Consider the following 19,306-nt stretch of genomic DNA (forward strand, 5'->3'; position numbering starts at 1 on the left):
AGAAAGAACATTTGTTTCTCATTCGATCCCATCATATAATGAAAAGAGACGGCTCGAAAAAGGAAGGGGTGACAGAAATGCCTTTTGTTCACCTGCAAGTACATAGCGGTTACAGCTTATTAAACAGCGCCGCTTCCGTAGAGGATCTCACGGCCAAAGCCAAAGAGCTGGGCTACAGCGCAATGGCGCTGACGGATGACGAGGTCATGTACGGGGCGGTGGAATTTTATAAATCATGCAAAAAACGCGGCATCAAGCCGATTATCGGGCTGACGGCTTCTGTTTTAACAGATGAAAAAGAGCAGCTATCATATCCGCTCGTTCTTTTGGCGAAAACAAACAAAGGCTATCAAAACCTGCTGAAAATCAGCAGCGTGTTGCAGTCAAAATCAAAAACCGGCATCAAGGAAAAATGGCTCAAAAGCTATCATGAAGGCCTCATCGCGCTGACAACGGGCGGGACAAGCCATGTTGAAGCGCTGTTGAAAGAAGGGCTGATCGAAGAGGCGAAGGACGCTGCCCTCCGCTGCCTTTCGATCTTTGGAGAGGGCAGCTTCTATTTGTCGTATCAGCCGTACAAGGGAGACCCGCTTCTTTCTGAACGCATTTTAGAGCTAAGCGAACATACGGGAATTCCGATTGCCGCAACCGGCGATGTACGCTACATCGAAAAGGAGGACGCGGCAGCTTACACGTGTTTAAAAGCGATTAAAGCGGGCGAGAAGCTGAACGAAGACATGAAGGCCGAAGGAGATCTGCATTTTGAGCTCAAGCCGCCCGCTGAAATGCTGGACATTTACAGAGATCGTCCGGACGCGTTGGAGAATACAGTCAAAATCGCGGACCGATGCCAGGTGGACCTGAGCCTTGGCCAGACGCGCCTGCCGAAATATCCGGCGCCTTCCGGCAAGAATGCCGACGATTATTTGGCCGAGCTTTGCTTTCTCGGACTGAAAAAACGGTTCGAAGCCGCTCCGAAGGAGTATGTCGAGCGGCTTAAGTATGAGCTGAAAGTGATTCGCGACATGGCTTTCAGCGACTATTTTTTGATCGTCTGGGATTTCATGAAGTTCGCCCACGATAACGGCATTATCACAGGGCCGGGGCGCGGATCGGCGGCCGGTTCTCTCGTCGCTTATACGCTGTTTATCACAGATGTCGATCCGCTTAAGCACAAATTGCTGTTTGAACGGTTTTTAAATCCGGAGCGCATCAGCATGCCCGATATCGATATCGATTTTCCCGATACGAGAAGGGATGAAGTTATTCAGTACGTGAAAAATAAGTACGGGGCACTGCACGTAGCACAAATAACCACGTTCGGTACATTGGCCGCAAAAGCGGCGCTCCGAGACGTCGGCAGGGTGATGGGCATCAGTCCGAAAGAAGCCGACCAGCTGGCGAAGCTGATTCCCTCCAAACCCGGAGTGACGCTGAAAGAGGCGAGAGCACTTTCACCTGAACTTGACAAGCGCCTAAACGGCTCAAAAAAGCTTCAGGACATATTTAAAACGGCGCAGAAAATCGAAGGGCTTCCCCGGCATACGTCCATTCATGCGGCTGGCGTCGTATTGAGCGAGGAGCCGCTGACGAATATCATACCGGTACAGGAAGGTCATGGCGGCGTATATTTAACGCAATATTCGATGGGCTATCTCGAAGACTTGGGACTTTTGAAAATGGATTTTCTCGGCTTGCGCAATTTAACGCTCATTGAATCGATCAAAACGCTGATCGAAAAAAGCGAGCGGGTCACTATCGATTTCTCGGCGATTCCCTATGATGATGAACAGACGTTTAAGCTGCTGGCTGAAGGAGATACGACAGGTATTTTCCAGCTCGAATCAGCCGGCATGAGAAACGTTTTAAAAAGGCTCAAGCCATCGAGCCTTGAAGATATTGTCGCCGTCAATGCCTTGTACCGCCCGGGCCCGATGGAAAACATCCCGCTGTATATCGAAAGGAAGCACGGACGGGTTCCTGTGTCTTATCCGCACGAGGATTTGGCCGATATCCTGAAAGATACGTACGGCGTGATCGTTTATCAGGAACAAATCATGATGATCGCATCCCGGATGGCGGGTTTCAGGCTTGGAGAAGCCGACCTTTTGCGAAGGGCGGTCGGCAAAAAAAACAAGGAAATTCTCGATACAGAGAGAAATCATTTTATTAGTGGATGTTTGAAAAAAGGATATTCCGTACAGGCGGCTAATGAAGTATACGATCTGATTGTGAAATTCGCCAATTACGGTTTTAACCGGAGCCATGCCGTTGCATACAGCATGATCGGCTACCAGCTCGCTTATTTAAAAGCGCATTATCCCCTCTACTTTATGTGCGGCCTCTTGACGAGTGCGATCGGAAATGAGGAAAAGCTTGCTCAGTACATCTATGAAGCAAAAGGGAAAGGGCTGAATGTTCTAGGTCCTTCCATCAATAAGAGCGGCTATCCGTTTGTCGTGGAAAACGGGGCGCTGCGCTACAGTTTAAGAGCTGTTAAAGGCGTCGGGATAGCGGCTGTAAAAGAGATCTACAGAGCCAGAAAAGAAAAGCCGTTCGCAGATTTGTTTGATTTTTGTGTGAGGACTTCTGTGAAAAGCGTAAATCGGAAAACGATTGAAGCCTTAATTTTTGCCGGAGCAATGGATGAATTCGGTGAAAACCGGGCTACTTTGCTCGCTACTGTCGATGTCGCGCTGGAGCATGCCGAATTGTTTGCAGGAGACAATGATCAGCTAGGCTTCTTTCTCGATGAAGGCTTGACAATCAAGCCGAAGTACGCCGAGACGGAGGAAATGCCGCTCGTCGACCTGCTGGCACACGAGAAGGAAACGCTTGGCATTTACTTTTCTGACCATCCGCTGAGCGTCCACCGCAAGAAACTGGACCGTGCAGGTGCGCTGCCGATTATTCAGCTGCTCGCCTCCGGCCGCAAAAAAGCGGCTCTGGGCGGACTTTTGACGAGGATGAAGACGATCCGCACAAAAACGGGACAGACGATGGCTTTTCTGGAGCTGAGCGATGAAAGCGGGGAAATGGAGGCGGTTGTTTTTCCTGAACAGTTCAGGCAGCTTTCCCCGATCCTGGAAGAAGGCGTATCGCTTTTTGCAGAAGGACGCCTTGAGACAAGGAATGAAAAACGCCAGCTGATTATTTCCGGGGCATCGCTCGTCGAATCGCTTCATGCGAAAAAGCAGCCGTCCGTCTATATTAAAGTGGAGGAAAGCCAGCACACCCACGATATTTTCAAGAAGATCAGCAGCATCCTGCTTGAACACAAAGGGGAAACGCCGGTCTGCGTCTATTATGAAAAACGGAAGCAGACGATGCAGCTGCCGGAAAGCTATAATATCAAGGCTGATCACGCTGCTCTATACAGGCTTAAAAGCGTTGTAGGTGAGAAAAATGTCGTGCTCAGATAGCAGGTATCCTGAGCATTTTTGATCAAAAATGCGGTCAGTTGTGTTATCATTTTTAAGATTCTGGGGTTCGTCTTACAAGAATCTTAAGCAGAAAACGAAGCAAAGTTTTTGGCAAAATTCCCTTGAAGGAGTGTTTGTTAACATGTCATTGAAAGAAAAAGCACTGCATATGCACAAAGTAAACCAGGGCAAATTGGAATCAAAATCAAAAGTGCAGGTTCGCAATGCGGACGATTTAAGCCTTGCATATTCTCCGGGTGTGGCTGAACCCTGCAAAGCGATTTACGATGATAACAGCAAAGTATATGATTATACAATGAAGGGAAACATGGTAGCAGTCGTCTCGGACGGAACGGCTGTGCTCGGCCTCGGCAATATCGGCCCTGAAGCCGCCCTCCCTGTGATGGAAGGAAAAGCGGTTCTTTTCAAAAGCTTTGCCGGTGTGGACGCTTTCCCAATCTGTTTAAATACATCTGATGTCGATAAAATTGTTGAGACGGTCAAGCTGCTTGAGCCGACATTCGGCGGCGTCAACCTTGAAGACATTGCAGCTCCAAACTGTTTTGTCATTGAAGAACGCCTCAAAAAAGAAACGAAAATTCCGGTGTTTCACGATGACCAGCACGGTACAGCAATCGTAACGGTAGCCGGTCTCGTCAATGCGCTTAAGCTGTCCGGCAAAACGATGTCTTCCGTCAAAGTTGTGGCGAACGGCGCCGGCGCAGCGGGAATTGCCATCATTAAGCTTCTTTATCATTTCGGCGTGCGCGACATCATCATGTGCGACACGAAAGGCGCGATCTACGAAGGCCGTCCGAACGGCATGAACGCAGTTAAAGAAGAAGTCGCAAAATATACGAACAAAAACCGCATAGACGGTTCGCTCAAAGACGTGATCAAAGACGCCGATGTCTTTATCGGGGTTTCCGTCGAAGGCGCTCTGACAAAAGAAATGGTTGAAAGCATGGCTGACAAACCGATCATCTTCGCCATGGCGAATCCAAATCCTGAGATCATGCCTGCCGAAGCGCATGAAGCCGGAGCAAGCGTCGTTGGAACGGGACGCTCTGACTTCCCTAACCAAGTGAACAACGTTCTCGCTTTTCCTGGCATCTTCCGCGGGGCGCTCGACGTCCGCGCGACACATATCAACGAGGAGATGAAAATCGCCGCGGTTGAGGCGATCGCGTCACTCGTTTCCGACGAAGAGCTGAGACCTGAATATGTCATTCCGGCTCCGTTCGATCCAAGGGTCGCACCAGCTGTTGCCAAAGCGGTAGCCAAAGCCGCGATGGAAACAGGCGTTGCACGAATCGATGTCGATCCAGAAGAAGTCGCTGAAAAAACAAGAAAGCTTGCAGTGATTGAAGGGAAATAAAAGTCCATTTTTGATCAGCGCGTGATTGCTCTGGCCTAAAGAGCCGTCACGCGCTGTTTATCGAATATGATGTTCGGTTTTTCCTCTTATTGGGGACACTTGTAAGGAAATATTCGGGCTGTGAAAATTTTTTTCAAATCGCTTTTCCGGACTTTTGTATCCGCTCTCAAGGCTGATATATCAATTTGTCAGTCTCTAACCGCATAAAGTGCGATTCGGCTGTTTGCCGGTCAAAAATGTCGAATTGAGGATGACACCGTTTGACAAAAAAAGTACAATAGTTTCGGTATAGTGATGTTCTAGTCTATAAACAGGACAGGCATACATGAAGAAAACCCTTCAGAAAAGGGAGGTAATCTTTTGTTAAAAGATATATTCAGCAAAAAGAAAAAAAAATACGCTTCCGTTCCCGCGGAATCAGCGAAGCAAGATGTACCGGAAGGGATCATGACAAAGTGCCCGGATTGTAAAAAAATCATGCTCACAAAAGAGCTGGATAAAAATTTAAGGGTCTGCATGAATTGCGGTTACCATCTTCAAATGAACGCGAAGCAGCGTATAAAAAGCCTGCTGGACGATGGCTCCTTTGAAGAATTCAATCAGGATATGATGTCTGAAAACCCGCTGGAGTTCCCGGGATACCTTGAAAAATTGCAAAAAGACCGGGAAAAAACGTCGCTGAATGAAGCGGTTGTTACCGGGAAAGGGACGATTGACGGATCTCCGGCGGTCGTGGCCGTGATGGATTCATCTTTCAGAATGGGAAGCATGGGATCTGTCGTTGGCGAAAAAATTACGCTTGCAATCGAAAAGGCAAGAGAAGAAAAAGTACCTTTCATCATTTTTACCGCATCAGGCGGTGCAAGAATGCAGGAAGGCCTTCTCAGCTTGATGCAAATGGCTAAAACAAGCTCCGCTTTGAAGCTGTTCAGCGAAGAGCAGGGCTTGATCATTTCAGTGATGACGCATCCGACAACAGGCGGCGTATCCGCAAGCTTCGCATCCCTCGGCGATTACAACCTTGCCGAACCGGGCGCGCTGATCGGCTTTGCCGGAAGAAGAATTATCGAACAAACCATCCGTGAAGAACTGCCCGAGGATTTTCAGACTGCGGAATTTCTGTTAAAGCATGGCCAGCTTGATTCCGTCGTTCACAGAGCTGACATGAAAAAAACGCTCGGCAGCATTTTGAAAATGCACCAAACTGGAGGTGATCTCGAGTGGCTGGAGAATTAGAATTTGAAAAACCGGTGGTCGAACTGCGTGAAAAGATCTCCGAATTGAAAAAGTTCACACAGGATTCCGATATGGATTTGAGCTCTGAAATTACGAAGCTTGAAGCTCGTCTTGAAAGGCTTGAAGAAGACATTTATACAAATCTGAAAGCCTGGGACAGAGTCCAGATTGCAAGGCACCCGAACCGTCCGACAACGCTCGATTATATCGAACATCTCTTTACCGATTTTTTTGAATGCCACGGAGATCGTTATTTCGGTGATGATGAAGCAATTGTCGGCGGAATTGCCAAGTTCCGGGGTCTTCCTGTGACAGTAATCGGTCAGCAGCGCGGCAAGGATACAAAAGAAAACATCCGCCGCAATTTCGGAATGCCGCATCCTGAAGGCTACCGCAAAGCGCTCAGGCTGATGAAGCAGGCCGACAAATTTAACAGGCCGATCATCTGCTTTATTGATACAAAAGGAGCATACCCGGGCAAAGCAGCTGAAGAGCGGGGGCAAAGCGAAGCGATTGCCAAGAATCTTTTTGAAATGGCGGGACTCTCCGTGCCGGTCATCTCGATCGTCATCGGGGAAGGCGGCAGCGGGGGAGCGCTTGCGCTCGGCGTCGCAAACCGCTTATTGATGCTGGAAAACTCAACTTATTCGGTGATCTCTCCCGAGGGAGCTGCTGCTATCCTCTGGAAGGATTCAGGACTCGCGAAAAAAGCGGCAGAAACAATGAAAATCACCGCTCCGGACCTTAAAGAATTGGATATTATAGATCATGTTATAAAAGAAGTAAGAGGCGGAGCACACCGCGATGTGGAGCAGCAGGCTGCCTACATCGACGAAGCGCTGAAAGGCGAGCTTAAATCCCTGCTGAAACTGGATAAGAACGAGCTGATCCAACAAAGATATAACAAGTATAAGTCAATTGGAAAAATTTCGACTGAAAACCAATATGTTGGGATAAAATAAATAAACGTGAGGCCTTTGGCTCACGTTTATTTTTTATGGGTGAAGGTGAAAAGTGAAAGGATTGTGTCTGCCGCCCGCGATTTTTCAAAGAGTTTGCTTAAAATTTATTTAAAAACTTTTTGTTTAATTGTATAATGAGTAAGGTTTTATAGGGATTTTCGGAAAACTTTCATCCCTTTTTCATTGTTTTAGCGGCAATGAACGTGTTAAGGTAAATTATATATGTTTTCGAGGTGAAAAAGATGAAACGTATCGGAGTATTGACAAGCGGCGGAGATTCCCCGGGAATGAACGCGGCGGTCCGCGCGGTTGTCAGGAAAGCGATCTACCATGACGTAGAAGTATACGGAATTTACAACGGGTATTCAGGTTTAATCAGCGGAAAAATAGAAAAGCTTGAAATCGGTTCTGTCGGAGATATCATTCACCGCGGAGGAACGAAGCTATATACAGCAAGGTGTCCTGAGTTTAAAACGGTAGAAGGACGGGAAAAAGGAATAGCGAATTTAAAAAAATATGGTATAGAAGGATTAGTCGTCATTGGCGGCGACGGTTCTTATATGGGAGCCAAAAAGCTCACAGAACACGGTTTTCCTTGTGTGGGAGTGCCGGGAACGATCGACAATGACATCCCAGGCACTGATCTGACGATCGGATTCGATACGGCGCTAAATACCGTTATCGACGCCATCGATAAAATCAGGGATACAGCTACATCCCATGAACGTACATACGTGATTGAAGTAATGGGCCGCCATGCCGGGGACATTGCTTTATGGTCAGGTTTGGCCGGAGGCGCGGAATCCATTTTGATTCCTGAAGCCGACTACGATATGGAAGAAATTATTGCAAGGCTGAAAAGAGGGCATGAGCGCGGCAAGAAACACAGCATCATCATTGTGGCGGAAGGCGTCGGCAGCGGCGTTGAATTCGGAAAAAGAATTGAAGAAGCCACAAATCTCGAAACTAGAGTATCGGTGCTTGGACATATCCAGCGCGGCGGTTCCCCGACTGCAGCAGACCGCGTATTGGCAAGCCGTCTAGGGGCATTTGCGGTTGAACTGCTTCTTGAAGGAAAAGGCGGACGTTGTGTAGGAATTCAAAATAACCAGCTTGTGCATCATGATATCATTGAAATACTCGAGCAAAAACATACAATTGATCAAAGCATGTACCGCTTGTCTCAAGAACTGTCAATCTAGTGTAAAACCCGAGGAGGAAGCAATATGAGAAAGACTAAAATAGTTTGTACAATTGGACCGGCCAGCGAAAGTGTTGAAAAGCTCACCCAGCTGATGGAAGCCGGAATGAACGTGGCGCGCCTGAACTTTTCCCATGGAGATTTCGAAGAGCACGGCGCAAGAATTAAAAACATTCGTGAAGCAGCCGGCAAGCTGGGAAAAGATATCGGCATCCTTCTTGACACGAAAGGGCCTGAAATCCGCACGCACACAATGGAAAACGGTTCGATCGAACTGGCAGCGGGTTCTCAGCTGATCGTTTCAATGGACGAAGTCATCGGTACGCCTGATAAAATCTCAGTTACATATGATGGGTTGATTCACGATGTGTCAGTCGGTTCAACGATTTTGCTTGACGATGGATTGATCGGACTTGAAGTCACTGACATAAACAAGGACAAGCGTGAAATCGTCACGAAAGTGATGAACAGCGGAACGTTGAAAAACAAAAAAGGCGTGAATGTGCCGGGCGTCAGCGTCAATCTTCCGGGAATTACGGAAAAAGATGCAAACGACATCGTATTCGGCATCCAGCAGGGCGTTGATTTCATCGCGGCATCCTTTGTGCGCCGTCCGTCGGATGTCCTTGAAATCCGCGAACTTCTTGAAGAGCACAATGCGGCAGATATTCAAATCATTCCAAAAATCGAAAACCAGGAAGGCGTTGACAACATCGATGCCATTCTTGAAGTATCAGACGGTCTGATGGTTGCGCGTGGAGACCTGGGTGTAGAAATCCCTGCCGAAGAAGTGCCGCTCGTTCAAAAAGAACTGATCAAAAAATGCAATGCGCTTGGCAAGCCTGTCATCACGGCTACCCAAATGCTCGACAGCATGCAGCGCAATCCGCGCCCGACACGCGCGGAAGCGAGCGACGTTGCCAATGCGATCTTTGACGGAACTGACGCAATCATGCTTTCAGGTGAAACGGCAGCGGGAAATTATCCTGTTGAAGCCGTTCAGACGATGCACAATATCGCTTCCCGTTCAGAAGAAGCGCTCAACCATAAAAAGATCCTTTCCGCACGAAGCAAGCAAGTCAGCATGTCAATTACAGATGCGATCGGCCAATCTGTGGCGCATACGGCAATCAACCTTGATGTGAATGCCATCGTCACACCGACGGAAAGCGGCCATACGGCGAGAATGATTTCCAAATATCGCCCACAGGCGCCGATTGTCGCAGTTACGGTAAACGATGCGGTGTCAAGAAAGCTGTCACTTGTGTTCGGGGTTTTCGCAACAAGCGGACAAAACCACAGCTCCACTGACGAAATGCTTGAAAAAGCGGTGCAAAAATCTCTCGATACAGGCATCGTACGCCACGGCGACTTGATCGTTATCACGGCCGGAGCTGTCGGTGAAGCCGGTACAACAAACTTGATGAAAGTGTATGTTGTCGGAGACGTGGTCGCAAAAGGCCAGGGCATCGGACGCAAATCCGCATTTGGTGAAGTAGTCATCGCTCAAAACGCACAAGAAGCGGCCAAAAAAATGAAAGATGGCGCCGTTTTAGTTACAAAAAGCACGGATCGTGACATGATGGCATCCCTTGAAAAAGCGGCTGCGCTGATTACGGAAGAAGGCGGCTTAACAAGCCACGCGGCAGTCGTAGGCTTAAGCCTCGGCATCCCTGTCATCGTCGGAATGGAAAATGCGACTTCCATTCTGAAAGAGGGAGAAGACATCACGGTCGACTCCGCCCGCGGAGCTGTATACAAAGGACGTGCAAGCGTGCTTTAATCGCTTATTGAAGAAGAAGGGAAGCTTTCCCCTTCTTTTAGATTTATGACAAAATCCTAAAACGTTTTTCAGTTTTAGGATTTTGTCATCCTTCAATTCAGCGTGATTGAAAACCCTTGCAGTCTAGGAAGGCCGAGCATCGGAGCGGAGCGAATGTTGGAATTCGTGAGCACCGACGCGCAGGCCTGACAACGAATGCGAGAGTTTGACAACACGCTGGAAGAAGGGAAGCTTTCCCTTCTTTTTTTGCAGGCGGCACAAGCAAAATAGGGCGGCCGTTCGCTTCCAATTTAGAATTATAAGGTGAAAAAAATGAAGTTTTTCTTATTATTTCTCGTCATTTTTCCAGCGAGTGAAATCGGTCTGTTCCTCTTGTCCGCTAATTGGATCGGTGTGCTGCCGACCGTTTTGCTGATCATTTTGACGGGCTTTCTCGGGGCCGCTCTCGCCAAAAAACAAGGAATCGAAGTCTACTACAAAGTCCAGCGCGATCTTCAGTACGGAAAGATGCCTGGGGCCGCGATTTTGGACGGGCTTTGTATTTTCATAGGGGGCATGCTGCTTTTGCTGCCCGGTTTTTTATCGGATATCATCGGTTTACTGCTGCTGCTGCCGGCAACGCGCGGCCGTTTCAAACCATTTATCTCCCGCAAGCTGAAGAGAATGTCTGAAGGCAGGCGGATCAACATTATCAAATAACCCGATAAGCGGCAGCCCGCATGGAAAAGCAGGCTGCCGCTTATTTTTCATTTCCTTTAATAAACAGCCATATGTCTCTAAAAATACCTGTTGTAAAGAGAGCCTGAATAAGAACGAGAAGGGCGGGGCCCATGATCAATCCGAGAAAGCCAAACAATTTGAAACCGGCAAACAGCGCGATTAATGTTCCCAAAGGGTGAAGTCCGATTGACCGGCTTAAAATCTTCGGTTCGGCAAGCTGCCTGAAGACAAGTACGACGATGTACAGAATTCCAAGGCCGATCGCCAGCGGCAGCTGTTTGGCCGCTGCTAAATAGACAATCCACGGCACAAATACAGACCCTGTTCCCAAATACGGCAGCAGGTCGACCAGCCCGATCAGAAAAGCGATCGCCACAGCATGATTGACCTTCAACACGGAAAGCCCGATCAACACGAGCACCATCGTCATCGCCACAAGGGTAAGCTGGGCCTTCACAAAGCCTGCCAGTGCTCTTTTCAATTCTGCATAGACAGCCGCTGCACCCGAGATCAGACGATCAGGAAGAACAGACCGTGCCTTGTTTTGTATTTTATGCAGATCTTTGCTGATAAAAAAAGTGGCCAGGAGCGAAAAGATCAGCACGGCCGCCATATTCGGCAGAAAGGCGAAAAAAAGGGGCACCGTCTCAAGAATTTTTGAAAGCAATAAAGCCGTGCCTGAAGCAAGTTCACTGCCCAAATTTTGGACCTGTGTAATGATCGATTCCTGCTGGGCGGCTTCAAGGCCGTCAAAAAAAGCGGCCAGCTCATTATACAGCGGCATGATTTGATTCGTAAAAAACGATTCGATATAAAGAGCGGCTTTATTAAACTGGAGGGGAAGTATTTTAGCCAAATAGGCCGTTCCAGAGACGATCTCGGCAACGACCAGTGTCAAAAAGCCGGCTCCGGCGGTCAAAAAGCCGAACAGAACGATTCCGACATTGACGCCTCTCGGGAACCCGGTCAGCTTATCGAGCCATTCCACAAAAGGATTGATCATGATGGCGAGAATAAGCGCAATCACAAAAGGATAGGTTAACGGAAAAGAGTAGTAGCCGACCGCTCCGCAAACAGCGGTCAAAAACAGCACATACACTGCCCGAAGCGCAGCTGTGAGATAGGATTGGTTCAATTCTGCATCCTCCTGATATTAGAAAGCATGTCCTTATTTCATTTTATTCTTGAGTCCTGTTATTATGAGAAAGGTCATAAAAAAATGGAGTTGAATACAGCATGTTTACTCAAGCTAATTTATTTTTGATCCTGCTTTTGGCCATCGCTTTAATCGCGAAAAATCAGTCGTTGATCATCGCTGTATCCGTCCTGCTTTTGATCAAGCTGATCGGCCTCGATCAAAAGCTGTTTCCAGCCATCCAATCCAAAGGGATCAACTGGGGCGTTACCGTTATTACAATTGCGGTTCTTGTGCCGATCGCAACAGGAGAGATCGGCTTTAAACAGCTTGGCGAAGCGATGAAGTCATATTACGCATGGATTGCACTCGGAGCGGGCATTCTCGTAGCATTGATCGCCAAAAACGGGATCACATTGCTTGCAGAAGACCCGCATATCACGACCGCTCTTGTATTTGGAACGATTTTAGCGGTCGCTTTATTCAAAGGCGTTGCCGTCGGCCCGCTGATCGGTGCCGGGATTGCCTATCTTGTCATGCAGGCCGTCCAGCATTTCACATCTTAGAAATGTGCGCGGTCCCCCTGTTTCAGGGGGTTTTTTAGTTTGAAAAAAACTTTCGCTACTAAAAAAATTTCGGCCCCGTATTTTTTTAAAAAAACATAATTGAATATAAATAATACAGTTAAAACTACTAAGAATCTGTAAATAGAAGTAAGCTGGGCCAAAAAATAAGAAAAAAAACTATAGTTAAACATTTAACAAATGTCTGATAATTGTTTATAATATAAATATGCTTAATCTTTATTAAGCATATCGGAGTATCGAACGGTATATAGAAACGCACGATTGTTTTATTTGAAAAACGATTTAATGTAAGCATTTTCTTTTTGGATTAAAGAAGATGTATACATCATGCGTTGTTTTTGCTCCTGGGTTTTGGTTTAATTTTAAAAGGGGAAATTTTTAAAAAAAGGGAGAGATGAGTATGACAGCAACACGCGGCCTTGAAGGGGTAGTCGCCACTACATCATCAGTAAGTTCAATTATTGATGATACTCTTACATATGTAGGGTATAACATCGATGATTTGACAGAAAAAGCTAGCTTTGAAGAAGTTGTTTATCTGCTTTGGCATTTAAAGCTGCCGAACAAAGAGGAGCTTGCCGAGCTTAAAAAACAGCTTTCTGAAAATGCCGGTATCCCCAAAGAAGTCATTGACCATTTCAAATCCTACCCGAATGGAAAAGTCCACCCGATGGCAGCTCTTCGGACAGCCGTTTCTTTACTCGGGCTGTTTGACGAAGAAGCAGATCAAATGGATGCGGAAGCAAACTACAGAAAAGCGGTGCGTCTCCAAGCGAAGATGCCTGCGCTTGTCGCTGCTTTTTCAAGAATCCGCAAAGGGCTTGAGCCGATTGAGCCGAATCCGGAACTCGGCTTTGCAGCCAACTTTCTCTACATGCTGAATGGAAAAGAACCTTCACCTGTCGAAGTGGAAGCGTTTGACAAAGCTTTGATCCTTCATGCGGATCATGAGCTGAACGCATCTACGTTCACAGCCAGAGTATGCGTCGCGACGCTTTCAGACGTTTACTCAGGGATAACGGCCGCAATCGGAGCCTTGAAAGGTCCGCTTCACGGCGGAGCAAACGAAGCAGTTATGAAAATGCTTTCAGAGATTGGCGAGGTTGAAAACGTAGATTCATATATTCACGCCAAGCTTGAAAAGAAAGAAAAGATCATGGGGTTCGGCCACCGCGTATACCGCCAGGGCGATCCCCGCGCAAAACATTTGAAGGAAATGAGCAGGCGTTTGACGAATTTAACGGGTGAAAGCAAATGGTATGAGATTTCAGAGCGGACTGAGGAAATCGTCACGTCTCAGAAAAAGCTGCCGCCAAACGTAGACTTTTATTCTGCGTCGGTTTATCATAGCTTAGGAATCGACCATGATCTGTTTACGCCGATTTTTGCGATCAGCAGGGTATCAGGCTGGCTCGCTCACATTCTTGAACAGTATGAAAATAACCGCCTGATTCGTCCGCGGGCTGACTACACCGGCCCTGACATGCAGACGTTCATTCCGATTGAAGAAAGAAGCTGACCGTTTGAAAAGAGGCTGCTCGAGCTTCGTTCGGCCGGCCTCTCAACGGCTTTTCTATGGAAGCAATGAATTAATGAATCTATGAAAAAACATGTTTGTCCCCCGCCAAACGGGGGAAACAAATGTTTTTCTATATTGAAGAATTACATATTATGGGAGGTTTTATTGTGGCACAAGGCGAAAAAATTACAGTCTCCGGCGGAGTATTAAACGTTCCAAACAACCCGGTCATCCCGTTTATTGAAGGGGACGGAACAGGTCCTGATATTTGGAGAGCGGCTTCCAGGGTTCTTGAAGCGGCTGTGGAGAAAGCGTATAACGGCGAAAAGAAAATCACTTGGAAAGAAGTCTACGCCGGGGAAAAAGCGTACAACAAAACCGGCGAATGGCTTCCGGAAGAAACGCTTGATACGATCCGCGAATACCTGATCGCGATTAAAGGTCCTTTAACAACTCCTGTAGGCGGGGGAATCCGCTCATTAAACGTAGCGCTCAGACAAGAGCTTGACTTGTTTACATGCCTGCGTCCTGTCCGCTATTTCACAGGCGTTCCTTCACCGGTTAAGCGCCCTGAAGATACGGACATGGTCATCTTCCGTGAGAATACTGAAGATATCTACGCCGGCATCGAGTACGCGAAAGGCTCTGAAGAAGTGCAAAAGCTGATTTCATTCCTGAAAAACGAGCTTGGCGTTAACAAAATCCGCTTCCCTGAAACATCAGGCATCGGCATCAAGCCGGTTTCTGAAGAAGGAACATCAAGGCTTGTCAGAGCTGCGATCGAGTATGCGATCGAGCACGGCCGCAAATCTGTGACGCTCGTCCATAAAGGAAACATCATGAAATTCACGGAAGGCGCCTTTAAAAACTGGGGCTATGAAGTGGCTGAAAAAGAATTCGGCGATAAAGTATTCACTTGGGCCGAATACGACCGCATCGCTGAAAAAGACGGCAAAGACGCTGCAAACAAAGCGCAAAGCGAAGCTGAAGCTGCCGGCAAAATCATCATCAAAGACAGCATCGCCGACATCTTCCTGCAGCAGATTCTGACACGTCCTGCCGAGTTTGACGTTGTGGCGACAATGAACCTGAACGGGGACTACATTTCAGATGCGCTGGCTGCCCAAGTCGGCGGAATCGGCATCGCACCTGGAGCAAACATCAACTATGAGACAGGACATGCCATCTTTGAGGCGACACATGGTACAGCGCCTAAATACGCCGGCCTCGACAAAGTAAACCCGTCTTCAGTCATCCTATCCGGCGTGCTGCTTCTTGAGCATTTGGGCTGGAATGAGGCGGCCGACCTTGTCATTAAATCAATGGAGAAAACAATCGCATCCAAAGTCGTCACATACGATTTCGCTCGTTTGATGGACGGCGCGACTGAAGTCAAATGCTCTGAATTCGGTGATGAGCTTATCAAAAACATGTCTTAAACGGCTGTTTTGGGGTAAAACAAACAACAATTAAAAGGGGTAGAAAAAATGGGAAAGAAGCGAAATAAAGTATCTGTCATCGGAGCGGGTTTTACAGGTGCAACAACTGCGTTTTTAACGGCTCAAAAAGAATTGGCTGATGTCGTGCTAGTCGACATTCCGCAGCTTGAAAACCCTACAAAAGGGAAAGCGCTCGATATGCTGGAAGCGAGCCCTGTCCAAGGATTTGACGCGAATATTACAGGAACGGCAAACTATGAAGATACGGCTGGTTCAGATATCGTCGTCATCACGGCGGGGATCGCAAGAAAGCCGGGAATGAGCCGGGACGACCTCGTGGCTACAAATGAAAAGATCATGAGGAGCGTAACGAAGGAAGTTGTTAAATACTCACCTGATTGTATCATCATCGTTCTGACAAACCCTGTAGATGCGATGACATACGCCGTCTATAAAGAATCGGGCTTCCCGAAAGAGCGGGTCATCGGCCAGTCGGGAATTTTGGATACGGCAAGATTCAGAACGTTTGTCGCTCAGGAGCTCAACCTTTCCGTCAAAGACATTACAGGTTTTGTACTGGGCGGACACGGGGACGATATGGTTCCGCTCGTTCGCTACTCTTATGCAGGCGGCATTCCGCTTGAAACGCTTCTTCCGAAAGACCGGATCGATGCGATTGTTGAAAGAACGAGAAAAGGCGGGGGAGAAATTGTCAACCTGTTAGGAAACGGAAGCGCGTACTATGCGCCGGCCGCTTCCCTGACAGAAATGGTTGAAGCAATCTTAAAAGACCAGCGCCGCGTGCTGCCGACCATTGCCTACCTTGAAGGCGAATACGGCTATGAAGGCATTTATCTCGGCGTTCCGACGATTATCGGCGGAAACGGTCTTGAACAGATCATTGAACTTGAACTGACTGAAACCGAAAAAAGTCAGCTCGATAAATCCGTTGAATCAGTCAAAAACGTCATGAAAGTATTATCATAATAAACACGGCAGGAAGGCTTTATACAAGCCTTCCTGTTTTTGAATGCGAACCTTTTACATAAGACGGTATGAAAATCAAGACATAAACACGGGCTGTCAGCATATACCTAATCATAATCATCTGCCCGGACATTTTCATTCTTTTTGATGGAGGCCGCTGGCTGCATGGGGATTCCATCACTTAAAATAGCGGCTTATGGCCGAAAAAGAGAGATTTTAAGCAAAACACTGAAAAATCAAATTGTCGAACGGATAGGCTTTCGTTAAAATAGGAGTGAAAACGTTTATTTAACAAAAGATAGAGAAAGAGATGTCGGGGAAATCTGAAGCCTGGAGGCATGTCATGAGCAAAAAGATATTAGTTGTAGATGATGAGGAATCGATTGTTACCCTTCTAAAATATAACCTTGAACGGTCGGGCTATCATGTGGTGACCGCCATGGACGGAGAGGCCGGCTTATTAAAGGCGATTGAAGAGAAGCCGGATCTGATCGTGCTCGATCTGATGCTTCCTAAAATGGACGGCATTGAAGTATGCAAGGAACTCAGACAGAAGAAGCTGATGTATCCGATTTTGATGCTGACCGCAAAGGATGATGAATTTGATAAAGTGCTCGGTCTCGAGCTGGGTGCCGATGACTATATGACAAAGCCGTTCAGCCCGAGAGAGGTGACGGCAAGGGTCAAAGCGATTTTAAGAAGAACACAGACGCTGTCCGTTCAGCCGGAGGAGACGGAAGAACCGGATGCAGGCGAGCTGATCATAGGCGAACTGAAAATACTGCCTGAACATTATGAGGTTTATTTTCAAAACGAACGCCTCGAGCTGACGCCGAAGGAATTCGAACTTCTCTTATATTTGGGAAGGCATAAAGGGAGGGTGCTGACGAGAGACCTTCTCCTCAACGCTGTCTGGAACTACGACTTCGCGGGCGATACGCGCATCGTCGATGTCCACATCAGCCACCTTCGCGATAAGATCGAAAAAAATACAAAAAAACCGGAATACATTAAAACAATCAGAGGTCTTGGCTACAAAATGGAGGAGCCGAAACTGAATGATTAAATTCCGGACCCGGCTTTTAGCTGCCCTGCTGACGCTTTTGATTCTCGTATTTGCTTCACTCGGTTTTCTGCTCGTTCACTTGTTTCACTCCTCTTACGATGCCAAACTGAGCAGCCATATTGAAAAAGAGGCCGCTTTGGTCGCTTCATTGGCAAATGGTGAAAACATGAAGTCTTCGGAGCAAGGAGCTATTTTAGAGAAGGCAAGCCGTGAACTGGACAGTCGTGTATCGCTTATTGATACAAAAGGTCAGGTTCTTTTTCATTTTGGGGGCCGCGCCGAAGAGCAATCCGTTATCAAGGAAGCGCTTGAGTCGGATTTAAACGGTGAAGGAGGAGGCTTCAGGATCAACCCTGATGACGAGTCCGTTTACCGTTACGTGCAGCCGCTCAAAGATGACGGGAATGTGAATGGATATATTCTGATCAGCACTCCTGTCGATTCATTGCAAGACATCAATCAAAAGATCTGGATTCTCCTCGGCGTGAGCCTTGGAACGGCCTTTTTAATCATCGCCGGGCTTGGGGCGAGAATAACCTCTCAATATACGAATCCGATTGAGTCTGCGACACAAGTGGCGATTGAGCTTGCCAAAGGAAACTATAAAGCAAGAACATTCAACGAAGATGAAACGATGCTGAGCCAGTCCATCAATATGCTGGCGCAGAACCTGCAGGACATGACAAGAGCCCAGGAAATGCAGCGCGACCGTCTGCAAACCGTCATCGAAAATATCGATTCCGGTCTGATCTTAATCGACGGAAAGGGTTATATTCACCTTGTGAACCGCGCTTATCAAAAGCAATTTCACGTAGAAGCCGATCAGCTTCTTTACCATTTCTATCACGAAGTGCTCGAACACGAAGAGATCATTAATCTCATTGAAGAAATTTTTATGACGGAAACAAAGGTCCGCAAAATGTTTAAACTGCCGATCAAAATTGAAAGAAGGTATTTTGAAGTCGACGGGGTTCCGATTATCGGCATCAATGATGAGTGGAAAGGCATCGTTCTCGTTTTCCATGACATGACGGAAAGAAAGCAGCTTGAAGAAATGAGGAAGGACTTTGTCGCCAATGTCTCCCATGAGCTGAAAACGCCGATTACATCAATCAAAGGGTTCACCGAAACGCTTCTGGACGGAGCGATGAACGAACGGGAGACGATGTTGCAGTTTCTATCGATCATCTTAAAAGAGAGCAGCCGTCTGCAAACCTTGATCCAGGACCTGTTGGATCTGTCGAAAATCGAACAGCAAAACTTCACCCTGAATATTCAAAATTGCAATATCGGTGAAATCCTCGCCGAAATTGAGATGCTTTTGAAGAATAAAGCGGAGGAAAAAGGAATCACCTTGACACTGGAAAAGCCGGATAAGCCGGCCGTTGCTTCCGGAGACCCGCACAGACTAAAGCAGATCTTTTTGAATTTGGTAAACAATGCGCTCACATATACGCCTGAAGATGGAAGCGTGACGATTTCGGCTGATGTTCTGGAAGATGCAGTGCAAGTCAAAGTGAGGGATACGGGCATCGGGATCAAGCAGTCCGAAATCCCGAGGATATTTGAACGGTTCTACAGGATCGATAAAGACAGGAGCAGAAATTCAGGAGGAACCGGTCTCGGTCTTGCGATCGTCAAGCATTTAGTCGAAGCCCACCAAGGCGAAATCGACGTCGAAAGCGAGCGGGGAAAAGGCACCGAATTCACGGTCCGCTTAAAACTCGCATCCGAGTAGCTTCATTTAGCAAACTTTACAAAGGCTTAACAACTTTTATATATATGGTTAAAACTTGGCTGATAGGATCATTAGTGAACCCCTTCATCCAAGGAGCCATATGGACGGACGCGATCAACAGCGCGTCCCTTTT

14 protein-coding genes are annotated in these 19,306 nt (G+C 47.3%); 13 read left to right on the forward strand and 1 reads right to left on the reverse strand.

Annotated features, from left to right (window positions below):
* Positions 1-77 precede the first annotated feature (77 nt).
* The 7 genes from dnaE (at position 78) to ACVC9U_RS04025 (ending at position 10,681) form a co-directional block, all read left to right on the forward strand.
* Positions 78-3,422, forward strand: coding sequence for a DNA polymerase III subunit alpha (dnaE, locus tag ACVC9U_RS03995; RefSeq protein WP_095235610.1), 3,345 nt, complete (start codon positions 78-80; stop codon positions 3,420-3,422).
* Positions 3,423-3,564: 142 nt separating this feature from the next.
* The gene (gene ystJ / locus ACVC9U_RS04000; protein ID WP_003184340.1) at positions 3,565-4,800 is read left to right on the forward strand and encodes an NADP-dependent malic enzyme; all 1,236 of its coding nucleotides are present in this window, start codon (positions 3,565-3,567) and stop codon (positions 4,798-4,800) included.
* Between the two features lie 360 nt (positions 4,801-5,160).
* Positions 5,161-6,036 (forward strand): acetyl-CoA carboxylase, carboxyltransferase subunit beta, encoded by an 876-nt coding sequence (gene accD / locus ACVC9U_RS04005; protein ID WP_003184337.1) that lies wholly within the window; start codon positions 5,161-5,163, stop codon positions 6,034-6,036.
* Entirely contained in the window at positions 6,021-6,998 is a 978-nt protein-coding gene (accA, locus tag ACVC9U_RS04010) for an acetyl-CoA carboxylase carboxyl transferase subunit alpha (RefSeq protein ID WP_003184335.1), read from the forward strand. The genes accD and accA overlap by 16 nt, the downstream gene beginning before the upstream one ends.
* Before the next feature lie 242 nt (positions 6,999-7,240).
* Complete coding sequence (gene pfkA / locus ACVC9U_RS04015; protein WP_003184332.1) at positions 7,241-8,200, forward strand: 6-phosphofructokinase; 960 nt, start codon at positions 7,241-7,243, stop codon at positions 8,198-8,200.
* Positions 8,201-8,224: 24 nt separating this feature from the next.
* Entirely contained in the window at positions 8,225-9,982 is a 1,758-nt protein-coding gene (gene pyk / locus ACVC9U_RS04020) for a pyruvate kinase (protein ID WP_145838436.1), read from the forward strand.
* Positions 9,983-10,294: 312 nt separating this feature from the next.
* On the forward strand, positions 10,295-10,681 hold the full coding sequence (locus ACVC9U_RS04025; protein ID WP_009329366.1) for an FxsA family protein: 387 nt from the start codon (positions 10,295-10,297) through the stop codon (positions 10,679-10,681).
* Positions 10,682-10,721: 40 nt separating this feature from the next.
* Here ACVC9U_RS04025 and ytvI read toward each other — a convergent pair whose 3' ends face one another.
* Entirely contained in the window at positions 10,722-11,837 is a 1,116-nt protein-coding gene (gene ytvI, locus ACVC9U_RS04030) for a sporulation integral membrane protein YtvI (RefSeq protein ID WP_003184324.1), read from the reverse strand.
* 101 nt (positions 11,838-11,938) lie between these two features.
* Between ytvI and ACVC9U_RS04035 the strand changes: the two genes are divergently transcribed.
* From ACVC9U_RS04035 to pnpS, 6 genes are all read left to right on the forward strand, one after another.
* A complete protein-coding gene (locus ACVC9U_RS04035) occupies positions 11,939-12,403 on the forward strand; it encodes a DUF441 domain-containing protein (protein WP_003184322.1) in 465 nt (154 codons plus the stop codon).
* A gap of 421 nt (positions 12,404-12,824) precedes the next feature.
* Positions 12,825-13,943, forward strand: coding sequence for a citrate synthase (gene citZ, locus ACVC9U_RS04040; RefSeq protein ID WP_003184320.1), 1,119 nt, complete (start codon positions 12,825-12,827; stop codon positions 13,941-13,943).
* A 167-nt stretch (positions 13,944-14,110) separates the two neighbouring features.
* Positions 14,111-15,382 carry an NADP-dependent isocitrate dehydrogenase gene (icd, locus tag ACVC9U_RS04045; RefSeq protein ID WP_011198189.1) on the forward strand — a complete coding sequence of 424 codons (1,272 nt, stop codon included), beginning with the start codon at positions 14,111-14,113 and terminating at the stop codon, positions 15,380-15,382.
* 48 nt (positions 15,383-15,430) lie between these two features.
* Entirely contained in the window at positions 15,431-16,369 is a 939-nt protein-coding gene (gene mdh / locus ACVC9U_RS04050) for a malate dehydrogenase (RefSeq protein WP_003184317.1), read from the forward strand.
* Positions 16,370-16,712: 343 nt separating this feature from the next.
* On the forward strand, positions 16,713-17,435 hold the full coding sequence (locus tag ACVC9U_RS04055) for a response regulator transcription factor (RefSeq protein ID WP_009329363.1): 723 nt from the start codon (positions 16,713-16,715) through the stop codon (positions 17,433-17,435).
* Positions 17,428-19,173, forward strand: a complete 1,746-nt coding sequence (pnpS, locus tag ACVC9U_RS04060) for a two-component system histidine kinase PnpS (RefSeq protein ID WP_441390139.1) — start codon at positions 17,428-17,430, stop codon at positions 19,171-19,173. Before ACVC9U_RS04055 ends, pnpS begins: the two co-directional genes overlap by 8 nt.
* Positions 19,174-19,306 lie beyond the last annotated feature (133 nt).

The sequence above is a fragment of the Bacillus sp. GM2 genome (genome assembly GCF_056155945.1).